General features: G+C 35.4%; 18 protein-coding genes. 10 read left to right on the top strand and 8 right to left on the bottom strand.

The genetic code is table 11. The annotated features are described in order from the left end of the window. The first annotated feature begins 142 nt into the window (after nt 1-142). On the top strand, nt 143-3,466 hold the full coding sequence (locus tag HNS40_RS03170) for a DUF6359 domain-containing protein (RefSeq protein WP_172277544.1): 3,324 nt from the start codon (nt 143-145) through the stop codon (nt 3,464-3,466). A gap of 68 nt (nt 3,467-3,534) precedes the next feature. Further along, on the top strand, nt 3,535-3,762 hold the full coding sequence (locus HNS40_RS03165) for a hypothetical protein (RefSeq protein ID WP_172277541.1): 228 nt from the start codon (nt 3,535-3,537) through the stop codon (nt 3,760-3,762). Nucleotides 3,763-3,992: 230 nt separating this feature from the next. Here HNS40_RS03165 and HNS40_RS03160 read toward each other — a convergent pair whose 3' ends face one another. Together HNS40_RS03160 and purB are read right to left on the bottom strand one after the other, a co-directional pair. Next, on the bottom strand, nt 3,993-4,859 hold the full coding sequence (locus tag HNS40_RS03160) for a glycosyltransferase family 2 protein (RefSeq protein ID WP_172277538.1): 867 nt from the start codon (nt 4,857-4,859) through the stop codon (nt 3,993-3,995). Between the two features lie 141 nt (nt 4,860-5,000). Next, the gene (gene purB, locus HNS40_RS03155; RefSeq protein ID WP_172277535.1) at nt 5,001-6,353 is read right to left on the bottom strand and encodes an adenylosuccinate lyase; all 1,353 of its coding nucleotides are present in this window, start codon (nt 6,351-6,353) and stop codon (nt 5,001-5,003) included. A gap of 437 nt (nt 6,354-6,790) precedes the next feature. Between purB and HNS40_RS03150 the strand changes: the two genes are divergently transcribed. From HNS40_RS03150 to HNS40_RS03130, 5 genes are read left to right on the top strand one after another with little or no spacing between them, the layout of a single operon-like run. Next, nucleotides 6,791-7,522 carry a type III pantothenate kinase gene (locus HNS40_RS03150; RefSeq protein WP_172277532.1) on the top strand — a complete coding sequence of 244 codons (732 nt, stop codon included), beginning with the start codon at nt 6,791-6,793 and terminating at the stop codon, nt 7,520-7,522. Continuing rightward, a complete protein-coding gene (locus tag HNS40_RS03145) occupies nt 7,512-8,792 on the top strand; it encodes a hypothetical protein (protein ID WP_172277529.1) in 1,281 nt (426 codons plus the stop codon). Before HNS40_RS03150 ends, HNS40_RS03145 begins: the two co-directional genes overlap by 11 nt. A 13-nt stretch (nt 8,793-8,805) precedes the next feature. Beyond that, a complete protein-coding gene (locus HNS40_RS03140) occupies nt 8,806-10,212 on the top strand; it encodes a M48 family metallopeptidase (RefSeq protein WP_172277526.1) in 1,407 nt (468 codons plus the stop codon). Nucleotides 10,213-10,218: 6 nt separating this feature from the next. Beyond that, the gene (gene lptC / locus HNS40_RS03135) at nt 10,219-10,797 is read left to right on the top strand and encodes an LPS export ABC transporter periplasmic protein LptC (protein WP_172277523.1); all 579 of its coding nucleotides are present in this window, start codon (nt 10,219-10,221) and stop codon (nt 10,795-10,797) included. Beyond that, complete coding sequence (locus tag HNS40_RS03130; RefSeq protein WP_172277520.1) at nt 10,797-12,053, top strand: hemolysin family protein; 1,257 nt, start codon at nt 10,797-10,799, stop codon at nt 12,051-12,053. The genes lptC and HNS40_RS03130 overlap by 1 nt, the downstream gene beginning before the upstream one ends. A gap of 128 nt (nt 12,054-12,181) precedes the next feature. On the opposite strand, the gene prfB is transcribed toward HNS40_RS03130, so the two are convergent. Beyond that, a protein-coding gene (prfB, locus tag HNS40_RS03125; RefSeq protein WP_172277516.1) for a peptide chain release factor 2 occupies nt 12,182-13,292 on the bottom strand; the annotation gives its coding sequence in 2 pieces (ribosomal slippage) (nt 12,182-13,228 and nt 13,230-13,292; 1,110 coding nt in all). After that, entirely contained in the window at nt 13,276-13,761 is a 486-nt protein-coding gene (locus HNS40_RS03120; protein WP_216663716.1) for a regulatory protein RecX, read from the bottom strand. Before HNS40_RS03120 ends, prfB begins: the two co-directional genes overlap by 17 nt. 203 nt (nt 13,762-13,964) lie before the next feature. On the opposite strand from HNS40_RS03120, the gene nadB reads away from it, so the two are divergent. Beyond that, nucleotides 13,965-15,572, top strand: a complete 1,608-nt coding sequence (nadB, locus tag HNS40_RS03115; protein WP_172277512.1) for an L-aspartate oxidase — start codon at nt 13,965-13,967, stop codon at nt 15,570-15,572. Here the strand turns inward: nadB and HNS40_RS03110 are convergent. Genes HNS40_RS03110 through HNS40_RS03095 form a run of 4 tightly spaced genes read right to left on the bottom strand, consistent with a single transcriptional unit; the run spans nt 15,569 to nt 18,817 of the window. After that, nucleotides 15,569-17,011, bottom strand: coding sequence for a hypothetical protein (locus tag HNS40_RS03110; RefSeq protein WP_172277509.1), 1,443 nt, complete (start codon nt 17,009-17,011; stop codon nt 15,569-15,571). The two genes, nadB and HNS40_RS03110, sit on opposite strands and share 4 nt — an antisense overlap. Before the next feature lie 37 nt (nt 17,012-17,048). Continuing rightward, nucleotides 17,049-17,927 carry an aldose 1-epimerase family protein gene (locus tag HNS40_RS03105; protein ID WP_172277506.1) on the bottom strand — a complete coding sequence of 293 codons (879 nt, stop codon included), beginning with the start codon at nt 17,925-17,927 and terminating at the stop codon, nt 17,049-17,051. A gap of 35 nt (nt 17,928-17,962) precedes the next feature. After that, a complete protein-coding gene (locus tag HNS40_RS03100; protein ID WP_172277503.1) occupies nt 17,963-18,580 on the bottom strand; it encodes a T9SS type A sorting domain-containing protein in 618 nt (205 codons plus the stop codon). A 54-nt stretch (nt 18,581-18,634) separates the two neighbouring features. Beyond that, the gene (locus tag HNS40_RS03095; protein WP_172277500.1) at nt 18,635-18,817 is read right to left on the bottom strand and encodes a hypothetical protein; all 183 of its coding nucleotides are present in this window, start codon (nt 18,815-18,817) and stop codon (nt 18,635-18,637) included. Between the two features lie 511 nt (nt 18,818-19,328). Between HNS40_RS03095 and HNS40_RS03090 the strand changes: the two genes are divergently transcribed. Both HNS40_RS03090 and HNS40_RS03085 read left to right on the top strand, forming a co-directional pair. Then, entirely contained in the window at nt 19,329-20,012 is a 684-nt protein-coding gene (locus tag HNS40_RS03090; protein ID WP_172277497.1) for a DUF4956 domain-containing protein, read from the top strand. Continuing rightward, nucleotides 20,012-20,725, top strand: coding sequence for a VTC domain-containing protein (locus HNS40_RS03085; protein ID WP_172277494.1), 714 nt, complete (start codon nt 20,012-20,014; stop codon nt 20,723-20,725). Before HNS40_RS03090 ends, HNS40_RS03085 begins: the two co-directional genes overlap by 1 nt. Nucleotide 20,726 lies beyond the last annotated feature (1 nt).

Raw genomic sequence — 20,726 nt, 5'->3', positions numbered from 1 at the left:
TTGGAATACCTATCCAAAAAACCTATTTGTTTATGTTTGCTCTATATTAATTAGAGAGAAATTTCTGGAAGAACTCACCAAAATTAACCGCTGTTTACGCAGCCGGATTTTCAATTAACGTATATACTTAAAATACTTATTTATGAAAAAGATTTATTTTTTATTGTTGTTTGTTGGGTTTGCTTTTGCTGGTTTTGGGCAGGATGTGTTATACTCTCAAGATTTTGAGACGGATTTAACTGGTTATTCTCATACTCCTTCGCAAACACCAAGTAGTGATCCTGGAGATCAATATTTTCATAGGGCAGAACCATCGAATGGTGATATTTATGAGGGATCAGTGGGGCCTTATACAAATGTTACAAATAGCTGGTTGTTTGTTGGTTCAAACCCTAATACTATTAACAGTGGAAGCCCTGGGGAATTATTATTTTCATCTATCAGTATCTCTGGGTATGATAATTTTGAGCTTTATGCAGACTTTGGTGCAGTACCTAGTGATTGGGATGAGGCAGATGATTTGTTTGTAGAATATCAAATTGATGGAGGAACATGGAATACATTGTTTAGCTTTGCTGCTGGAGGAGATGGTACTAATGAACCTATTTCGCTGACTGGAAATGCATCTAGTGGAATTAATACAGTAAATGGGACAACCCTTACATATGCCCTGACAACAATTGCGACGAATAATTTCTCTGGTACAGGGACTTCGATGAATATAAAAATTGTTTGTGACGCCAATGCGAATTATGAAGCTTTTGGGGTGGATAATATTATTTTAAAAGGAACGGCTTTTGGTGGAGGAAATGATACCGACGCAGAAGCATATACCACAGGATCTCAACCTGGGGCTAATAGTATTAGTTCATTAGATGATACGTATGCTGAAAGAGTAAGTGTCTTCAATATGTATATTGGTGATGGTGGAGATACCGACGGATTACCAACCCATATATCAAAAGTAAGAATTAAACCACATACTACTAACACAGCAGATTGGACTGATCATATTCAGGGAGCTGTATTAAATGATGGTAGCTCTGATGTTACTGCAACAGTAGATATAACAGATACATATATAGATTTTACAATTTCTTCAGGTAATCTTGATATTGCAGATGGAGATTTTGAAGAGTTAACCCTTTCTATTTATTTGAATGCATCTGGATTATCCGATGGCGAAATTCTCTCATTTATGGTGGATGCAGATAATCATGGGTTTACTTCTGATGCTAGTGGAACCGGTTTTATGGCTACTTTTAGCGGTGGTGATTTTAACTCTAACGATTTTACTATCGACGTTGACGCTACTCAGTTTACTTATAACCAACAGCCAAGCGATGTAAGTATTGATGTTGCTATGAACCCAGCTGTTGAGGTTGCTTTTACAGATGAAAATGGAAATGTGGATGCAGATGAAAATGGAGGAGGCTCCACTGTAACTATGACCACTACTGGAACATTTTCTGGTTCAGCAATAACAAGTTTAGATGCAAGTAACGGGGTAGCAACTTTTAGTAATCTTAAATTTTCTACTGAAGCTATAGGAAGAACTATTACTGCTGCTGATACTGATGGAGGTGAAATTTCATCTTTAGAAAGTAGTACTTTTGATATCACAAATTCTGGTGATGGAAGTATGAGTAATCCTTACTCTTGTGCCGAGGCAATTGCTTTAAGTAATTCTGGAACTAGTGATAAATGGGTAAAAGGCTATATTGTAGGAAATATTGTTTCAGAAACAAATGTGAATATCGAGGCTCCTTTTTCCAGTAGCACAAATATTGCTATTGCGGATGATGTGGATGAGACAAATCATTTGAACATGGTATACGTCCAACTTCCAGACAACGGTCTTCGAGAAATCTTAGGTTTATCCAATGTTCTTCTTAATGAAGGAGTACTGATAATACTTAAAGGTGATCTTCAGGCTTACTTTGGAACTCATATCGGCTTAAAAAACACAGACGATTATAAATGGGTTGCAGATTGCATTGTCTCTGGAAGTGGCAACTGGAGTAGTAGCTCTACATGGGGCCATGGAGTGCCAGGGCAGCATGATGATGTTATTGTTCAAACAACTGGAGCTTTAACTGTAGATGTCAATGGTGAATGTAATACAATAACTCTTAAATCTGACGCATCAGGTGATGCATCATTAACTGGGCAAGAGAAATTATCTTTCACTAGTACTACAGTTGAAAGATATATAACTCCCTATACTGGTAACAGTGATGGTTGGCATTTTCTATCATCTCCAGTTCATAATATGACCATTTCGGGGTCTGATTTTGTAAGTGGAACGTTTGATTTGTACAGATGGGGAGAAACTACTGTAGCAGATGAGAAATGGCTTAATTATGAGGGTGGAACATTTGGTCAAACTGAATTTCAAAATGGTTTAGGCTATTTATTTGCTGATAATACAGGTGGTGTTTTTGAGTTTATAGGTAGTTTAAATTCTAGCTCATATATTGTAGGTGTTAATGGAATACCATTAACCTATACTGCTGGAGAAGGAGATGGTTGGAACTTAATAGGAAATCCATATTGTTCAGGACTAGATTGGACAGCTTTGGATAATTCTGCAGGAAATATTGGAGGTGCATTTTATATTGTAAATCCTGCCGATGGTACTTATAAGTCATCAAATGGAGCAGCTGTTAGTGATTTTCCTAATGGTCATATTCCTCCACATCAAGGATTCTTTGTACAAGTAAGTGCAGCTTCCTCGATAGGTATTGCGACAGATGATCAGGTACATACCACAAATCAGTACGAGAAGTCATCAAATGCTTTTGAAGAGGTTTTAGTTGTAGATTTAGTTGGTGATAACTCATCTAATAAAACATACTTCCAGTTTAGAGATGATGCCACTGAGGAATTTGATTTCCATGCTGATGCATACAAACTCTTCGGTTGGGCAACCATCCCACAAATCTATTCTGAAATAGACGGTATACAGTATTCAATAAATTGTTTAAACCATTCCGAAGAAACGATTACAGTTCCTCTTGGTTTATATCTTCAAGAAAACGAAGAACTAACATTAGATTTCTCAGGAATGGATTCTTTCTTTAATACGGTAAGAATTAATTTAGAAGATTTGGAGACAGGAATCATGACTAATGTTCGTGAGAATCCTTCATATACCTTCCAAGCCACCACAGAAGACAATGCCAATCGTTTCCTATTACATTTTAATGGCGTAACCGCTGTTGAGGAATTAAGTGAAGAAAATGCACCTCAGGTTTATGCTGTGGAGGATGTAGTTTATATCAATCATGCTCAAGATTTAGATGCGGACATCTTTATCTATAATACTAATGGACAGTTGGTGGGGCAAGCTCAAATGAGTAAGGAGAGTATGAAACGCATATCTGTAAACGGAAGTACAGGTATTTACTTGGTGACTATCCAGAGTGAAGATGTCGTATATACTAACAAGGTTTATAAGAAATAATAAGACCACTTAGTAGCGCAAATAGAAATATGCTTTTAAAGTGGATGAAAACGAATAAAATTTGAAAAATGAAAAATATATTTAAAACATTAGCCATTGGTCTTATTATGGTTGCCGCATTTTTAATCACAAGTCCTGTTCAAGCCGATCCTCCAGGAATGCCTGGTGGTCATGGAACCAATGGTGATGCTCCTCCCGGCGGTGGAGCTCCTATTGCTTCTGGTCTAACTATTTTGGTGGCTTTAAGCGGGGCCTATGCAGGTAAGAAGGTTTTTACTTCCCAAGAAGTAAAATAAAGAAGAGACAAAGAATAATCTGAACCTTAAAGTTCTTAATGAATATAGGTATACCAGCTGGTATGGATCTTATGATCTGTACTGGCTGTATTATTTTGAAGAATTGTAAGGAAAAGTAAAGGGTTGTAAGGAAGGGTATGGAATTGTAAAGAGTAGTAAGGAATTGTAAAGTGTAGGAAAAAGCACTTATTCTATCATTTTTTCATTAACTTATTCAAGCATTCAACTTTCTAAACCTTCCGATAATTCTTATACTCCCCAATACGAATCCCAGTTAAGTTCTCCAGGTGATAAAGAAACCAGTTTTTTAATCCGAAATTCTTTTTCGTAGGATCGAAATCAAAGCTCCAGTTTAATTTCTCTATTCTATTCTTCATCACCTCAGGCTGCGTTCCATCGAAGAGTTTTAAGCTATCTATTTGGCTATAATCAAATTGTCCTTGAGGTTGGTTTTTGGCCACATAATCATCCGAATGCCAAAGACTGAGGAAGTTCTTTATTTTGGCAGATTGCATCTCGGGAGGCTTCACCCAGCCATAATGATATATATAGGCATCTATTTCTTTTACCTGGAGCTTTTGTCCATTATTTCTGAAGCCTTGTGCATCTTTATAAGACTGGAAATTGGGATTATTTTTAATCACTCGTATTTCTCGTCTATACCATTTTCGGCTGTCTCCAACAAAATCATAGGAACCATAAAAGTGTAGGTACTTGAAGAGCAATCCTTCAACTTCACCATCCTCTTTATATTTATTCATAGCAGATTTTATGGTCTTATGATATTTCTCATGAACCACTTCATCACCTTGAATATAGAAGCACCAATCGCTGTCTTTGCTCACATGGGCTAATGCCTTATTGGTTTCCTCTGCCAGAACTCTACCACCTTCTCGTAAACTCAAATCCCACTCGGTTTCAATAATTCTGATCTTACCCGATGGAATATCCTGAATAAGTTTTAAAGTGGCATCCTCCGATTTTCCAACGGCAACCACTACTTCATCGCAAAGTGGTAAAATACTTTGGATGCTTTCTACAATAGGATAATCGTAGAGTACTGCATTTCTGATGAAGGTAAAACCGCTGACTTTCACTTTTGTTTGAGGTGTATGATATTATGATGGCTGTCTGAACATCGTAGGTAATATCGTTTTTTTTTGATTCCTTTAGAGTAGGGGCAAACAAAAAAAAACTGAGTCTACGCTATCTAGAAATTCAGACAGTTATATTTTTTATTAGAAATTGATGATTCCGGTATAATTAGAAGGTGTAATTCTTTTCAATTCCTCCTTTACAGCATCCGAAACTTCAAGATTCTCAACAAAAACAGCTATGCTTTCTGCGTTTATCTTTTCGTTGGTACGGGTTAGATCTTTTAACGCCTCATAAGGATTTGGATAGTTTTCTCTACGCAGAATAGTCTGGATAGCCTCAGCAACTACAGGCCAGTTGTTTTCTAAATCAGCAGCTAATTTGGCTTCATTAAGAATCAATTTACCTAATCCTTTTTGTAAAGATAGAATGGCAATAATCATATGTCCTAGAGGTACTCCAAGATTACGGGTTACTGTAGAATCTGTTAAGTCTCTTTGTAAACGAGAAACGGGCAGTTTTGCTGCCAAGTGCTCCATAATGGCATTAGCTAGTCCTATATTTCCTTCAGAGTTTTCGAAGTCAATAGGATTTACTTTATGCGGCATAGCTGAAGAACCAACTTCTCCTTTTTTAATCTTTTGCTTAAAATAATCCATGCTGACATAAGTCCAGATATCACGGTCCAAATCCATCATGATATTATTGATTCTTTTCAAATTATCGAAAAAGGCAGCCATATAGTCGTAATGCTCAATTTGAGTGGTATTTTGTAGACGAGAAAGCCCTAGCTTTTCAGCAACAAATTTATTTCCAAATTCTACCCAATTAATCTGAGGATAAGCCACATGATGTGCATTGAAATTACCTGTAGCACCACCAAACTTGGCAGCATAAGGGATTTGTTCAAGCATTTTAAATTGATTATCTAAACGCTCCACAAAAACATAAATCTCTTTTCCTAAGCTAGTTGGAGAAGCTGCTTGTCCATGTGTACGAGCCAACATGGGAATGTTTTTCCAATCATTTGCTCTACTCATTAATAGTTCTCTAAGTTCATTTAAAGCAGGCATAATCACGGCTTCAAATCCAAGTTTTAAGCTTAAAGGAGTAGCGGTATTATTAATATCTTGACTGGTGAGTCCAAAATGGATAAACTCTTTATATTGGCTCAGGTTTAAGGCATCGAATTTTTCTTTTAAGAAATACTCCACAGCTTTTACATCGTGATTCGTTATGGATTCAATATCCTTAATTCTTAAGGCATCACTACTTTTAAATGCTTCATAAATAAGGCGTAAATCCTTAAAAAGATTAGAATTAAAATCTTTCAATTGAGGAAGAGGGATTTCGCATAGGCTAATGAAGTATTCCACCTCTACTTGAACGCGATATTTAATCAAACCTTCCTCAGAGAAATACTCCCCTAATTTTTCTGTTTTACTTCTATATCTTCCATCAATAGGAGATATGGCATTAAGAGCTGTAAGTTCCATTTTTTCAAAATTTTTGCAAAGATAAAGAAATGGTCAGATTATTTTGACTTAAAAGTAAAAAGTTAAAAGGGGAGATGGAGGGGTGAGAAAATAGTAAGAGATAGTAAGGATTTGTAAAGGATAGTAAGGATTTGTAAAGGATAGTAAAGATTTGTAAAAAATGGTAAGGGAAAATACAAGGTGGAGCTGGTGAATTGCTGAAAGGGAGATTTGGAGAGCTGGCGAAATGATAGAATGAGGGAGCAAACTATTGTATCATTAAATCATTCAAGCATTAAATCATTAACTATAGGAGAAATGGTTCTTTGGGGAGGGTGTCGATGATTGTTGAACATTTTATAGATAGATTTGTGATGGGGTTAATAATTGTTAAGAATAGCAGTCATTATCTTTAGGTTGACATAAAATCAAGTAGTTTTGGCCTTTAATTAACATTCATGGATTATAAACTGGTATTAGACTTCGGCAATACATTAAGGAAAGCAGCTGTTTTTCATGGCGATAGCTTGGTGGAATTACAATCTACCAGCTCAGATATTGTCACAATTATAGAGCTATTTAGACAGAAGTATCCGCAAATGAATAGCGCTATTTTGAGCACGGTAGTTCATATCGATTTGCATCTTCTACATTATTTAAAGCAAAATTTCCAATTTCTGTTATTCGATCATGAAACTAAGATACCCATTAATAATGCATATAAAACTCCTGTAACTCTTGGTAAAGATAGGATTGCTGCGGCTATTGGCGCTTTTAAATGTTTTCCCAATCGGAATGTGTTAATTATTGACGCAGGAAGTAGCATAACATATGAAATCCTAACAAAAGATGCTAATTATCTTGGAGGAGCTATTTCATTGGGAATTCATCTTAGAGCTAAGGCATTAAATCATTTTACGGATCAATTGCCATTAGTTGAACCTAGATTACAAGTAAAATTAGTTGGAGATGATACAGAATCTTGTCTTCAAAGTGGAATTGTGAATGGTGCCATAGCTGAGCTAAGTACCATGATACAAGCATATGAGAATCAATTCTCAGATTTAAAAATTATTTTAACAGGTGGAGATGCTATTTATTTTGAAAAAAGCCTAAAATATGACATCTTTGCAAGCGAAAATTTAGTGCTCGAAGGCTTAAATTATATACTGGACTATAATGATCTATAGAAAAAAACTACTATTTGTGTTGACCATCTTGCTGGGAATGGCTTCATTTGGCTATTCTCAAGGGACTGTAACTTCTCCTTATTCTTTTATTGGATTAGGTGATAGCTATGCTAAGGGAAACATTAGAGCGCTTAGCATGGGAGGTGTGGATATTGCACTGAGAAGCCCCATGTATATCAATATGATGAATCCAGCTGGATTGTCAGGTATTGATAGTCTTTCATTTGTTGGAAGTGTGGGCGTGTCCATGAATAATTCTACCTATCGTACCAACGATTTGGAAAGTTCATTCTCCTCTGCAAACATCAATCATCTGGCATTTGCATTTCCTGTAACACGATGGTGGAAAACTGGAGTTCTTCTGCTTCCATATTCTAGTGTGGGATATGAGGTAAACGACTTTGATGATATTGATAATGTGGGGCGTGCAGAGTATTTGTATGATGGCGATGGCGGAATGGACGCTATTTCTTGGTCTAATGCTTTTTCCGTTAACAAGAGATTGGCATTTGGTATCAACTCTTCTTATTATTTTGGTAAATTAGAGCATTCAAGAACAGTGAATTTCCCTGATTCGGCTTATATCTTTAATTCATTAGTAAAAGAATCTGTTCATTTAAATGGATTATTCTTTGAATTGGGTATGCAATATCATTTGCCTTTGAATGCCAATAATACTTTAGGATTTGGATTGACTTACGGAAACGAATCTAAATTAAATGCAGAAACAGATTATGCAGCAGTTACCTATTTGGGTGATGATACCTATAATAATGGAACTGTGGATACTATCCGTGTTTGGGAGAAGGAAAAAAATAGCGTAAGGCTACCTTATTCCTTAGGTTTTGGAGTTAGTTGGGTAAAGAAGGATAAATTGACAGTAGCTGCTGATTTTCGTTTTGAGAATTGGAAAGATTTCAAATATTTGGATAGTCAACTTGATTTAAGCAATAAATTAAGAGCCAATATTGGAGCGGAATTTATCCCTGAAAGCAACAACCTATCTGCTTATTGGAAGATGGTTCACTACCGAATGGGATTTAGATATGAGCATCTCGGCATGAAGTTTGCTGATAGTGAAATGAAAGAGTATGCTTTATCTGTCGGATTTGGCTTACCTTTGCGAAAGAGTCAAACCTTTGTTAACTTAGGTTTCGAATTGGGACAAAATGGGACGGTAGAAAAAGGACTCATCCAAGAAAGATTCTTTAGAGTAATGTTAGGAGTTTCGATAAAAGAAACCTGGTTTAGAAAAAGTAAATATTTATAAAAAATAGAGTATCATGAATGCAAAGATCCTATACACGGCAATAGCAGTTTTAATTGGCCTTTCAAGTTTTGCCAGTTCTAACAGCTATAATTTTGAGGAAAACCTGAATACCAATAATAGTGAATTATTTGGGGATGGTAAATACGGTGAAGATAGTGCAACCTGTATTGTTAATCTTTCTTTATACAGAGAATATTTTAAGCAATGGAAGTCTACTGGTTATAAAAGTGAAGCTATTAATGATGCCATCAAACCTTGGAGAAAAGTATATAATGGCTGTCCTATGGCTTCTCAGAATATGTATTTGGATGGTGTTAAAATGATGGAATTTAGGTTCAATAAAGCACCGGAAGAGCAAAAGCAAGCCTATGTGGATTCTATTGAGATGATATATTTACAACGCTTAGAAAACTTCCCAACAAGAAAAGGACAAAGCCAAAAAGGTGACCTTTATGGAAGATTAGGTGTTGAGTTGATGCAGAAATCTCCTGAAAATGCGGAGAAAGCATATAATTATTTAAAAGAATCTGTTGCTTTGGAGCAAGGGAATTCTTCTGTATCAAATTTGGTTTATTATTTCCGTGCTACCATCAAGATGGTTAAAATGGGAAAAGCTGAAGAGACACTTGTTGTAGATACTTACGATGAATTAAGTACTTTGATTGATGAAAATATTGATGCCAGTGCAGATGACCCTAAATTATTAGCACGATGGGAAAATGCAAGAGGTAATGTAGAAAAGACTTTTGAGCCTTATGCTACTTGTGATGCCTTAGTTGGAATTTATGCAAAGAAAATGGAAGAAACACCAGAAGATATTGACCTTTTGAAAAAAGTAACTAAAATCTTGAAAAAGAAAAAGTGTACTGATTCTCCATTGTTTTTTACAGCTACTGAAAAACTATACACTCTAGAGCCAACACCAAATGCAGCTATGCTCATGGGTAAAATGCTAATTGCTAAAGAGAACTATACTGATGCTGCTGTATTGATGGAAGAAGCTGTTGGAATGATTGAAGACCCAAGAGAACAAGCGGACATCTTAAGTGATTTAGGGAAAATCTATTATAAGTTAAATCAATACCCTAAAGCTAGAACTTATGCCCTTAAAGCTTTAAAATTAAACCCTAAAGACGGTATGTCTTATGTTTTAATTGGTGATATGTATGCTGCTTCAGCTGACCAATGTGGAGATAATGATTTAACTAAGAAAACAGCTTATTGGGCTGCTGTAGATAAGTATTATCAAGCTAAAAAAGCGGATCCAGAATTAGCAGAGCTTGCTAACAAAAGAATAGCTACTTGGTCAAAATACTTCCCTCAGGTGGATAAAATCTTCTTCCACGACTTGGTAGAAGGTGCTCCTTATAAAGTTGAATGCTGGATTAACGAAAATACAACTGTGAGAGCAGCTAAATAAATGTAATTGAATATACTAAAAACATATCGTTTTATCGCGAAAAGCATGGCCAGTATTTTTATACTGGCTATGCTTTTTTCTTGTGAGAATGAGATGGCTACCATCCAAAATCTTACCAGTCAGGATACTTTGCCAGCTGAATCGGCCAAAAATATAGTGGTGCATTTTTCTGATTCAGGCCATTTAAAGGTAGTTCTGAAAAGCCCACAATTATTAAAATATTATGGGGATGATCCCTATATGTTATTCCCTGATGGAATACATGTGTTTTTCTACGATTCCATTGATGCTCTGACCTCGGAAATAGAATCGGACTATGCCATTAGTTATGAAAAGAAAAAGATGATGGAAGTTCGTAAGAATGTCATTATCTACGATCATAAAAAAGGTAAAGAACTTCTCACAGAAGTGCTTTATTGGGACCAAGCTAAGCAGAAGGTGTGGAACGATGCTTTTGTTACCATTAAAGAAAATGGAAGGATCATGCACGGTGATAGTATGAGAGCCAGTGAGAATTTAGACCATTTTGAATTGTTTCAGGTTCGCGCTACTATTGATATTGTTGAAGAAGATACCATAAAATGATGAATGACTATTATATCATACTGTGGAGTTTGCTTTTTTCTGCTTTGTTTAGTGGATTAGAAATAGCTTTTGTAAGTTCTTCTCGCTTAAGAATGGAGATTGAGAAGAAAGGAAGTTCCAAGCCTTGGTTATATGCCATATATAAGCATCCAAACAAACTCATTGCCACTTTGCTTTTGGGTAATAATGTATCCTTGGTTTTTTATGGATTTGCTGCAGCAAAGATTTTACAGCAACCATTGGTTGAAATGCTTGGGCCACTTGGGAGTAATGATTTTATGATTCTTTTGGCTCAAACTATTATTTCTACGATAGTTATTTTAATTATGGCTGAGTTTATTCCTAAAGTTTTATTCAGTGTTAATCCTAATAGGATTTTGAGATTCTTCACTATCCCTATTTTTGTTCTGTATTATCTATTAACGCCTATTGTGGTGTTTGTGTATTGGATGGCCTCTGCAATTCTACGATTTGGATTTGGTTTAAAGTTAAGAGAAGAAGAAGAGCAATTTTCGTCTATCGAGCTCAATGAGTTGGTGCAGGATATAAATGAGGCTGAAGAAAGTTTGAGTATTGGAGAGCAAGAGAAAGAGATTTTTAAAAATGCTATTGATTTCCGTACCGTAAAAATTAGAGAATGCATGATCCCCCGAACAGAGGTTCAAGCGGTGGAAGTGACTGAGGATTTACTGATAGTAAAAAATCTTTTTGTGGCTAGCGGTCACTCTAAAATAATGGTATATCGTGATAATATTGATAATATTATAGGGTACGTACATAGCTTCGATTTGTTTAGAAAGCCTGAGGATCTTGGGAAGATTCTGAGGCCAATTGATTTTATACCTGAGACTATGATGGCACATTTGGCTCTTTCTTTATTCATTAAAAAGAATAAATCGATAGCTGTAGTTGTTGATGAGTTTGGAGGAACCAGTGGTATCGTTTCCATGGAAGATATTATGGAGGAGATTTTTGGCGAAATTCAAGATGAACATGATAAAGAAATGCAAATAGAGCGTAAAATCAGTGAGAAAGAATACCTGTTTTCTGCACGAATTGAAATAGATCATATCAATGAAAAATATCACTTGAGAATTCCAGAAGGCGAAGACTATGAAACTCTAGCTGGCTATATTATCATCAATAGTGGAAGTATCCCCCATCCAGGCGAAGAAATAACTATTAAGGACTACTGTTTTAAAATAGTGAAAGCGACTGAAAACAGAATTGAAGTGATTAAAATGACCTTAAAGTAGTTGATTTAACCGATGTTTTGTTTTTAGCTTTGTCTAAAGCAAATATCTTCTTCCTATTCAGTTGCCAAAGCACATTAATTTCAAAGTGTAACGAGAAACCTTTAATCATTATTAGGCTGTTATTACCATTAAATTCCCTTTTGTTCAGTATGTGAAGAACCATATTCCATTAAATAGGCTTTGATAAATCCGTTTAAATTACCATCCATTACCGATTGGACATTGGAAGTTTCATAGCTGGTTCTTAAGTCTTTTACTAACTTATAAGGATGCATTACATAATTACGAATCTGTGATCCCCATTCTATTTTCTTTTTCGTATTTTCTATGGCATCTAAGGCTTCTTGCTTTTTTCTCAACTCAATCTCATAGAGCTGTGATTTGAGCATCTGCATGGCTTTCTCTCGGTTTTGGCCTTGCGAGCGGGTTTCTTGACATTCTATAATCAATCCACTTTCTGAGTGTTTTAAACGTACTGCTGTTTCTACTTTGTTTACATTCTGGCCACCAGGACCGCTAGAACGGAAAGTATCCCAAGAAATATGTGCTGGATTAATAGCGATCTCTATGGCATCGTCAATAATAGGATAGGAATATACCGAGGCAAAGGAAGTGTGTCTCTTACCAGCAGAGTCGAATGGAGAGATTCTAACTAGGCGATGTACGCCATTTTCTCCTTTTAAATATCCATAGGCAAAATCGCCTTCAAACTCCAAGCTTACTGTTTTAATTCCTGCAACATCGGCTTCTTGATAATCAACGGTTTTTACCTTAAAGCCATTATCCTCTCCCCAACGGATATACATTCGCATGAGCATCTCGGCCCAGTCTTGGCTTTCTGTTCCGCCAGCACCCGGATTAATTTTCAAGATGGCTCCCATCTTGTCTTCTTCCGAGCTGAGCATGTTGAGGAACTCTAAATCCTCAATCAACTTTAAGCAACTTTGATACTGCTCGTCCAACTCCTCTTCTATGGATTCTCCAGCTTGTAGAAACTCGAGCATGACTTCTAGGTCGCCATGTGATTCTATGACCTCCTCAAAATCTGTGACCCATTTCTTTAGGCTTCGTAATTCTTTCAGTATTTTCTCTGCTTCTTTGGCATTGTCCCAGAAATCGGGTGCCTGTGTTCTTTCTTCCGTTTCTATGACTTCGATTGTCTTTCTATCAATGTCAAAGATACCTCCTCAAAGCATCTATTCGAGCTTTTAATGCTTTTATATCATCCTGTAATACCATGATTTTCTATCTGTTCGTTAATGATTTCTGTTTCATAGCCTTTTGATGATAAGAATTTTAGAAGTTTCATTTTCTTTTCAAAATCATTTTGAGCTATAACAGTCTGGGACTTTTTTTGTAATAATTCCTGCAAATTTAGTATATATTTCTCCTCATCAATTTCTAGTAGTGCTTTATTTATAGAATATGTGGAAATTTGACGTGATTGTAGTTCCATTTTTATCTTATATCGTCCCCATTTCTTGATATTTACTTTGCCTTGCACAAATGCTTTGGCATATCTTTCTTCATTAAGGAAGTTCTGTTGAATAAGTTCTGAAATCACTTCGTCTTGAATGTCTTCATCAATATTCCATTCTTTTAATTTCCTTTCCACTTCCCAATGACATCGTTCTTGGTAGGCACAGTATTTTGCTGCTTTCTCCAAGGCTAGTTTAAGATCAATAATAAGAGGCTTTTGAAAATTCATGAAATAGATTTATGCAAAAGTAGGAATTTCTACAGATCGTGATTCACTTAAATCTGAAAAAAACTAGGGAGGAATGATTTTGGTTTTTGTCATTTCACTAATTTAGCCATTCTTACATCTATTGCCTATCTTCTGCGATGATGGAGTGATGTAATGAGAATATTATATATAGACTAATCATTGGTGTCTTAAATATTGTTTTTATGCGTAAAGAAATAGATTTTTTAGTGATAGGCTCAGGAATAGCCGGATTGTCTTATGCTTTAAAAGTAGCTGAAAAAGGAAGTGTGCTTATTGTGACCAAAAGCAAATCAGATGAGACGGCTACCAAGTATGCCCAAGGAGGTATAGCTGCGGTTATGTATAATCCTGATTCTTATGAAAAACATATCGAAGATACTATGAATGCTGGTGATTACCTGAGTGATCCAGATGTAGTGAGGATGACCATCACTGAATCAACAGCTAGAATTAAGGAGTTGATAGATTGGGGAACCCAGTTCGATAAAAATTCACTAGGAGAGTACGAGTTGGGCAGAGAAGGAGGACACAGCGAACACAGAGTGTTGCATCATAAAGACAGCACTGGTTTAGAAATAGAAAGGGCTTTATTAGAAAAAGCTCAAAATCATCCCAATATTGAAATTTGGGAGAACCATTTCACAATTGATATTATCACTCAACATCATCTGGGTATTCGTGTAAGAAGAAAGAGAAAAGATATTCATGTTGATTTAAAAAGGGATAAACAAACCACCGATGTGGAATGTTATGGAGCTTATGTTTATAATCCTCAAAAAGATAAAATACATACTGTTCTTGCTAAAATCACTATGGTAGCCACTGGAGGTCTTGGAAATTTATATGCCAGCACCACCAACCCAGAAATAGCAACAGGAGATGGAATTGCCATGGTGTATAGAGCCAAAGGAGACGTGGAATCCATGGAGTTTGTTCAGTTTCATCCTACGTCTTTATTTAATCCAGGAGAGAAACCAGCTTTTCTAATCACCGAAGCCTTAAGAGGTTTTGGTGGGATTTTAAAGGATAGTGAGGGAAGGGCTTTTATGGAAGACTATGATAAACGCGGCTCTCTTGCTCCTCGAGATATTGTGGCTCGTGCCATCGATAATGAATTAAAACATAGCGGTGAAGAACATGTGTTTCTCGATTGTACGCACCTTTCTAAGGAATCTTTAATGAATAGTTTTCCTAAAGTATATGCTAAATGTTTAGATTTGGGAATGGATATTTCTCGAGATCAGATTCCCGTGGTTCCTTCGGCTCACTATAGTTGCGGAGGTATAAAAGTAGACAAAAATGGAAAATCTTCCATTAAAAACCTATATGCTTCTGGAGAATGTGCGGCTACCGGATTGCATGGTGCTAATCGCCTGGCATCGAACTCACTTTTGGAGTCTGTAGTCTTTAGTCATCGTGCTGCTGTTGATAGCAAATCTCTCATCGATCAAGTTTCGTTTTGCGAAGGTATTCCAGATTGGAACGATGAAGGAGTGATAGATAATGAAGAAATGGTATTGATTACTCAGAGTACCAAAGAGCTACAATCAATGATGAGTAATTATGTGGGTATTGTAAGAAGTAATGTGAGATTAAAGAGGGCTCTTGATCGATTAGAAATTATATATCGTGAGACAGAATCTTTATTTGATAGGTCAAGCCTTTCCATTGAGATTTGTGAACTAAGAAATCTAATAAATGTAGGATATCTAGTTATTAAAATGGCTCAGATGCGAAAGGAAAGTATAGGACTCCATTTTAGTATAGACTATCCTAGAGAAAAAGCTTAGAAGGAAACAGAGAAGCTAAAGTAAAAACCCAAAGAGGAATAGCTGTATTTCATATTGTTTTTTCTGCTGCCTTGCAGGGCTAATTTGGTGTCTTGGTTATAAGCAACAGGTTCCGAGAAATTGATAAACTCGGTTTGGTTTTGTTTGAAGCCATATGAATGTTGAAGTCCGACAACGAAGGCTGCTTTATGGTATTTGAAGTTCACACCTCCAGTGAGGTGAAATAAATCCACATTTAAATTCTCAAATCCATTCGATTCCCAAAACTTCGGATTATAACCTTGTATATATGGGTTGAAGTCGGTTCTGAACCCTGCAAGAAATCCCAAATTTTCCTTAAGGAAAAGTTTGTATCCAACAGCAAAGTTGATGATTTGCCTGTTACCGAAATTATAAGCCGAGAAATCGCTTCCTAATGTGCTTTTATCGGAAGTTTTTCTGCTTGGATCTATAGATTGATATTCTTTAATTGCCATGAAATATTCCATGGTAAAATAGTATTCGCTCCTGCTTTTTGTGGGAGAAAATCTAAGGCCAACAGAAAGAGATAAAGGATCTTGCATTTTAAAATATACATATTGAGGATACTCATTATGATAAAAATCATCTATAAATTGCCCATCATGAAATATATTGCTTTGACTGACTGTTTTATTGACATCTGCATCACCAAATAATCTTATTGAGGGCAAGGTGAGGCTTAGTCCTGAACTCCAATTTTTGGCTTTATATAATATGCCTAATTTCCCAATCAGTCGCCAATTATATGCTTTTAGTTTTTCATATGACTGCCAATTGCTAGAAACCCTTGGAATAGAATCTGTAATAGGATTGTTATCAACGGGAGTGATGTTTGCTGTGGCAGAACGAAAATAATTTAAGCTTTGAACACTTACGTTAATGCTACATCCGATAGACCACTTTTCGTTAAGCCTAGTTGACCAACCAAAACTTCCCCAATAATCATCAAATTTGCTATTCAAATCAAAAAGACCAGTGTATTCCTCTTTAAACATTTGATTGGAGATGTTGGTATTGCTGAGTCGTACCCTATTATAGATGGAGGTTTGTGTGCTATTTTTATTAAAAACAGCAATTTGAAAACTGGTATGTTTAACTCTTTTTGATTGAAAAAGATAAGAAGCAAAACGAGGAAACACCTTAAAAACCCAATTCTCCATTTCGGTACCTTCACCCAAGGGGTTGGTGTATTTTTTATATTCTAAATTAAAAAGGCTAGCATTTAAATCTATTCGCGATTCTTCAATATCAGCAATCCCAGCTGGATTATAAAATATGGCAGTAATTTCTGCATTGCCGCCAACCACTGCGCCAGAAAGCAAAGAAGCTTCTGTATTAAAACTATTTGTCCAATAATTCCCAGGCTGAGCCAAAGCAAGAAGAGGGAATCCAAATAGAATAAATAGAAGCTTTCGCATTTAAGTTATTTTTAGAACACAAAATTAGTAAAATAGTTTAGTCTTCTATTTTAATGGAGTAGGAAGCTGTATATGCTTTCCCTGCTTCTAAACTAAGTATGGCTTCTTTTTCAGCAAATATTTGATTGGTATCGGAAGAATCGGCATATCCCAGCCAGGATTCAATACAAATAAATGGAGCTTTTGGCTTTGCCCATATTCCAAGTGATGGAAAATCCTTAAATTTTACCGTTAGCTGCGGGCCACGGTTTTTGTGACTCAAACTCACTTGTCTACTCTTTAAATTCTTAAAAATTATTGCGTCATTATTAAATAAATCTAGATGTAGATTTAGTTTATTAGTCTGGTTCATGACTAAATCACCCTCCTCTTTTATCATTCCATTTTTATCTAAATTCCAAGTGTTTAGATATTCCTTATGCTCAAATTCTAAAAAATAATCGTCATATTTTTCATTTTCTTTTAGTGGGCAATTAAAAGCCGGATGTCCACCTAAGGAGAAGTACATGGTTTTGTCATCTTTATTGATGATTTTATGAGTGATTTTCAGTGTTTTATCGAGGAGTCTAAAACTAATTTGGAAGTCGAATTCAAAAGGATAGTAATTTAGTGTAATTGGGCTGGACGAGAGTTGGAGCTTTAAATCAGTCTTGTTGTATTCAACTAATTTCAATTGATCGTTTCTTCTGATAAAGCCATGACGAGGAAGATGGTATTCTTGTCCTTCGAAAATGTATTTATCTTCTTTTAATCCTCCAACTATAGGGAATAGGATCGGAGCGTGATTCCCCCAAATATCAGGATCAGCCTGCCAGATATATTCAATATTGCTTTTTTTTGATTGTAGGTGACAAAGTTCAGCGCCAATGGCATTCACACCTATGTGAAGGTGTTCGTTTTCTAAATAGTATCTCATTGTATTAAATTTTTTGTGGAGATCTAATTTAGGAATTATTTTTGAATGATCAGTTTCTTTGTGATGACTCCTTTTTCAAATTCAATGGCTAAAAAATATAATCCATTTTCAAAGCCGCTAATATCAAGTTGGTAGTATTGTTTTATAATATCACCACTTATCATCAAGTTCTGTCCCAACTCATTTAGTATTTTTATATTCTTTATTTGGTGCTCAGCTTCTATTTTTAATATACTTGCAGCGGGGTTGGGATATATAGAAGTATTAATCTCTAGTTCATTGGTACCCCAAACCATCATAGCACAAGCCACATTTGAAGGTTCAGATTCGCCCGCTTGACTATACACGGCGGTAATTTCATAGCAAATATCCTCTGGGCCTATATTATCATCGTAATATATAGTATCAAAATAAGGTTCTGAATTTATTAATTCCCCTTCTCGGTATATATTATAGTGTAAGAGTTCCTTATTGTCATAAATGGATGGAGGAGTCCAGTTTAAAACTGCAGTGCTTTGATTAGAACCAGTCCTGAAAGCAATTAACTCTTTTGGTGGGTTAGGAGATTCACTATAGCCAGCATCTAGACAGTTTTCTTCAGAATCGGAATCCCAAGAGTGCTCGCCACCATCTTCGGTATAAACTCTCCTCAAACAATAAGTAAAGTATCCTGGGTCAACATTTTCATATAAAAAAGAGGTGTCAGGTTAAGGAACGAACATCAAAAGTTCATCGTTTTTATAGATATTGGTTCCAATACATTCGTAATCATCTTCTTTTGATGAAATGGGATTCCAAGTGAATAAAAAATCATTACCAAAGTCTTCAATTTGAACATTCTCGACTCCTTGGAAGGACCCAGAAGGGAGGTAAATAAAATCAAAATACACGGCATCAGACGAACCTAAACTATATATTGCTGCTATTTTTATTGTATATATTTGGTTTGGAATAAATAAAGGAAACCAAACACTATTTTCTTCAAGGTAATATCAGTTTCCCCAAATGTAATCATCAATAAATATTTCATCCATCCAGATTCGATAAAACATAAAATCATTTTGAGATTCATTTACAGTGTCCCAACTTATGAACCCAGTTGGGGTAACATAAAGATTGGTTGGAGCTTCAAAATCATCTTGTCCTTTATTTTGAGCAACTCAAAAAATGATTGAGAAAAAATGAAAATCAAAAGAAATAATCTGATAAGTGGTGTTTTCATAATGCATAAATTGTAAAAATGTGGTCAAGTACCCAATAAAATAATAAACTGTAAAGTTAATAATAAATAGACATAAAAACAGTTATAAAGGTTTCGTTTGAAATTAATATATATTTTGAAAACATTTCATAGCTTAAATTATAATCATATTTTTGCAAAAATTATGTAAACCCTATTTTATGGAAAATAAGTGGAATCTCTTTGAGAAGTTTTTGATCACAGAAAATGTGAACTTATCAGTCAATGATTTTTTAGTGAGCTCAGTTCTTATCATCATTATGAGTTGGTTATTGTCTTTAACCTACCAAAAGGTAGCTAAGACTCTGTCAAATAGAAAAGACTTTGGCGCGAATTTTATGCTTTTGGCTTTTACAACCATGTTGATTATTACTATCGTAAAATCTTCACTAGCCTTATCATTAGGTTTGGTAGGTGCGCTTTCTATTGTTCGATTTAGAGCTGCTATTAAGGAACCAGAAGAATTAGCTTATCTATTCTTTGCCATTGCCATGGGATTAGGACTTGGTGCCAATCAAGTATATATTGTAGCTACAGCTTTTGGTGTTTTAATGGTGATCTTATGGTCTCGTTTCTTCTTAAATGGACGCGATGAGTCACAAAATCTTTTCGTTACCTTAAATACTGAAGGTAATTCAGATGTGAAACTTAAAGAAGTTCAGTCCATTATGAAAAGCCATTTTAATAAGTTTCAGCTCAAGCGCTACGATGAAAATCAAGATACTTTAGAAATTTCCTTTGTTGCTGATATTAAAAAATCTGAAAAATTAGAAGCTTTCCGCACTGAAGTAAGAACTAAATACCCAGAATTGAATATATCTTTCTTAGATAGTAAAGCTTATTAATGGCCTTAAGTAAAGAATATACGGAGTTAAAAACCAGTCGATTCGAGCGTAAGTTCGTCATTGAGAGAGGTGGTGTGCCTTATGTAGAGAAAATTGTAAAGATGAATCCTGGCGCCTTTCGACCTGCTTATTACGAGCGTCAAATTAATAATGTCTACTTCGATACTGAAAATCTTCGTAATTATTACGATAATCATTTTGGCAAAAGTAAACGAGTGAAAGTGCGAATTAGATGGTATGGTGATACTTTTACCAAAGTAGAATCTCCTATCTTAGAATTTAAATTGAAGACTGGAGCTGTTGGCAGGAAATTGTCTTTCAAATTAAATTCATTTAATTTTCATCGAAATATAACAAAACAAGAAATTCAAAAGTTATTTAGTTCATCGGATATTCCGGCATGGGTAGTGGATGAGCTCTTGTATTTAACACCAACTCTTTTGAATACTTACAAGAGAAAGTATTATAAATCATTTAATAAACATTATAGATTTACCATTGATCATACGATGGCGTTTTATAATTTCAGTTCTAAAAACAGAGGGTTTTTGGAAATGGTTAAGCAAAAAGACATTACTGTACTGGAATTGAAATATGATATGCAGTATGATACTACAGTTGGAAATGTGACTAAATATCTGCCTTTTCGATTAGGGAAGTTTTCTAAATATGTATTTGGTATAGAGGTTTTTAATTATCATTTAGCAATATAAA

The organism is Lentimicrobium sp. S6 (genome assembly GCF_013166635.1).
Lineage (GTDB): Bacteria > Bacteroidota > Bacteroidia > Bacteroidales > UBA12170 > UBA12170.
The sequence above is the reverse complement of the archived record's forward strand: the minus strand, read 5'-3'. Positions and strand labels throughout refer to the sequence as shown.